This is a genomic window from Pseudomonas taiwanensis DSM 21245 (assembly GCF_000425785.1).
Lineage (GTDB): Bacteria > Pseudomonadota > Gammaproteobacteria > Pseudomonadales > Pseudomonadaceae > Aquipseudomonas > Aquipseudomonas taiwanensis.
This window is the reverse complement of record NZ_AUEC01000056.1, coordinates 1-2507: the sequence shown is the minus strand read 5'-3', so window position 1 is coordinate 2507 and position 2507 is coordinate 1. Positions and strand designations below refer to the sequence as shown.

At 47.5% G+C, this 2507-nt stretch carries 3 protein-coding genes and 1 pseudogene; all 4 read right to left on the bottom strand.

Translation table 11 applies throughout. The annotated features are described in order from the left end of the window. A pseudogene (locus tag H620_RS27875) lies at positions 1 to 130 on the bottom strand (RHS repeat domain-containing protein); the annotation flags it as partial. A 201-nt stretch (positions 131 to 331) separates the two neighbouring features. Next, positions 332 to 742 (bottom strand): hypothetical protein, encoded by a 411-nt coding sequence (locus tag H620_RS0118730; protein WP_023381476.1) that lies wholly within the window; start codon positions 740 to 742, stop codon positions 332 to 334. Positions 743 to 1322: 580 nt separating this feature from the next. Next, positions 1323 to 1922 (bottom strand): hypothetical protein, encoded by a 600-nt coding sequence (locus H620_RS27000; protein WP_155950803.1) that lies wholly within the window; start codon positions 1920 to 1922, stop codon positions 1323 to 1325. A 285-nt stretch (positions 1923 to 2207) separates the two neighbouring features. After that, positions 2208 to 2507, bottom strand: a 300-nt coding sequence (locus tag H620_RS25940; RefSeq protein ID WP_155950802.1) for an RHS repeat-associated core domain-containing protein, incomplete at its 5' end; no start/stop codon positions are given.

The following is a 2507-nucleotide window of genomic DNA, read 5'->3' as shown; positions in this document are numbered from 1 at the left end:
TGTGCTCGTTGGCGTCGACCCGTTCGACCAGTTTGCCGGCCGCGTCGTAGGACCAGGTGGTGCAGCGGTCCTGCGCGTCGGCGTGGGTCAACAGGCGGCCTTCGGCATCGCGTTCGAAACGCTCTTCGGTGTCGTAGTGGACTGGAAAAGAATACGGCGCAGTTGTTCAGTCTGTTTGAGTTGGCCAATCTGGTACTGGCCAGTAGCATCTCTCAAATAGCACTCACTGTGAATTGAGGCGTTTGGATGTTTCGCGCTAGAAACCCCGACTCCATCAGGACTTAATCCTTCGACCTGTACAAATAGCCGGCCAGACACCATATTGAGACATCTAAGCGATTCCGAGCTTATGCTTAGCCTGGTCGACGACACCCCTAAGAAGATCAGCGTCGGAATCGGACATTTTTAGACTTTTTATACCAACCATCAGATCAACTGAACGACTTAATCCCTCAAGCATAAATCCAACCATCCCAACATCATCTGCATCTTTGAAATCATAAAACGGGAGCTGCACACGCACTTCAATAACGCTTCGCTGCTTATGATATTTTCTGACTTCAGGATAGCTATCTACAATATCATCCGGCATCATTATTGAGATATAGCTCCATGTACCCGCCCCACACTCAAGAGTAACGTCTCCGAGTAGATCAGACATGACAGCCGCCACCTTCCTCCGGGCGACCTGCGCACCCGGACCAACCAAAATATCCTGCTCACTTGAAGAATGAAATTTCATATAAGCCTTCTAATAATCACTATTATTGAGTGGCGATCTCTTCCCACCGCGCGCCGACTTATATGCAATAATCTTCTGATTTTGCCAGGCGTGCATTTCCCTTTTTGTTCCACCCGCCTATCGCTGCATGTAAACGTTGTTTTCAGATAGATATTTCTGAGTATACCGCCGCTCTCCGCGTATCGTTTCACCATACTTCATTACTTCATCAGTATCCGCATCTCTCAATGTGTAACCGATAGCAGGCTTAGGGTCTGTATGAAAAGTCTTGAGACGAAGGTCAGCCAAGGCGAAAACAGCCGAGGAAGCGGAGTTTACGGGTTGCAAATGAGCATTCGGAGGCGGTTTTCAACGCAGCATCACCGAGTATCAAGGCTTTTCGTACAGAGCCTAGTCAATGGTCATGCCGAGCACATAACAGCTACGTTAGGCGGAGAGATTTAAGTCAACCGGGCAACTAATCGGATCTTGAGAAACCAACTACCATCCCTCGGTTCGCGGCAGCGATAACGTTTGTAATGCAGCCAAGGAGCTAAGCTCCTCGACCGCAAATTGAAATCAGCACCCTACAAATGATGAGCTATTTTTTTGCCCATTTCTTAAACAACCCATCAACCTCTTTGGCCAAACCTAAAACTTTTTGCTCCGCAACCTCGTTCCCAATTCTCATATCCTCTGGAATCTCACTCATTCGACAACTGTCATTCGGACCAAAATACCCAGCCAGATGAGCGTTAACTCTGAACACAATATGATGCATTCGCCAGCATGTGGCGGCCTCGTAAGGGCTACAACTTGCGTACCCATGCTCACTTACTGGCTTAGGGTGTCGCACCCCACCAACCCTAAAGTCAGAATGATACTCCAGCGTTATATCTCTATAATTCGAAACCAATCTATCATAGGCTTCATCCCTAAACAAAATTCGCCATCTAGGTATCTCAGAAAATCGCATGGAGCATAAAATTGGCCTAAAAAGACGCTCTATCATATCCACTTGCCCCAAAGTTTTCGGCGGCTCACGATAAAATTTTTTAAAAACCTCTATTAAAGCCCCTGCATTATGCTCAACATGTTCGATAAACCTAGCTAATACAAACCCAACCTCACCTGCTGGGGTGATCGCTGGAATGTAGAAAATATCGCCGACTTGGACATCATTCCTTAAAAGCTTCATCATCTTACACCTTAAAGCTCACAAGTATTTTTTTGATTTGATTCTTTCATATTCGGCGACATGCGATCTACCACGCTCGTCTTGCCTAGACTTATCAATCGGTTCAATGATATTCCCTGGGAACCCGGTTTTTGTATCATAAACCTCTCGATAGTACTGCTCCTGCCCCTTCGACTGTGTATAAGTAAGGCCTTCTGAGACTGGTTTCAACGCTGCATTACCTAACCGGCCTGACTGAGCATGCTGAGCCTCTCGCTTAAGCGGATCTTGTTTAGTATGTCCAATATATTAAGGCATCTCGTCATCTGGTTTATAAAGCCCATAAACGATATAGCCAGGTTCATTAAGCGGCGTTGGAGTGAGGCCTCGTGTGTCGACCCAAAATATTGGGTTCGGCGTGTACGCGAAGAGGTTTAGCCTTCCGGTATAACGAGTAGGATCCTGACTAACAAACCGCCCAACCCTCGGATCATAGTACCGATACCGGTTGTAATGCAGCCCGGTCTTATGATCGTGGTACTGCCCCTGGAAGCGAATCGGGTTGCTCATCCCAACCTGCTTGGCCCACTCCGAACGCACCTCGCGCAC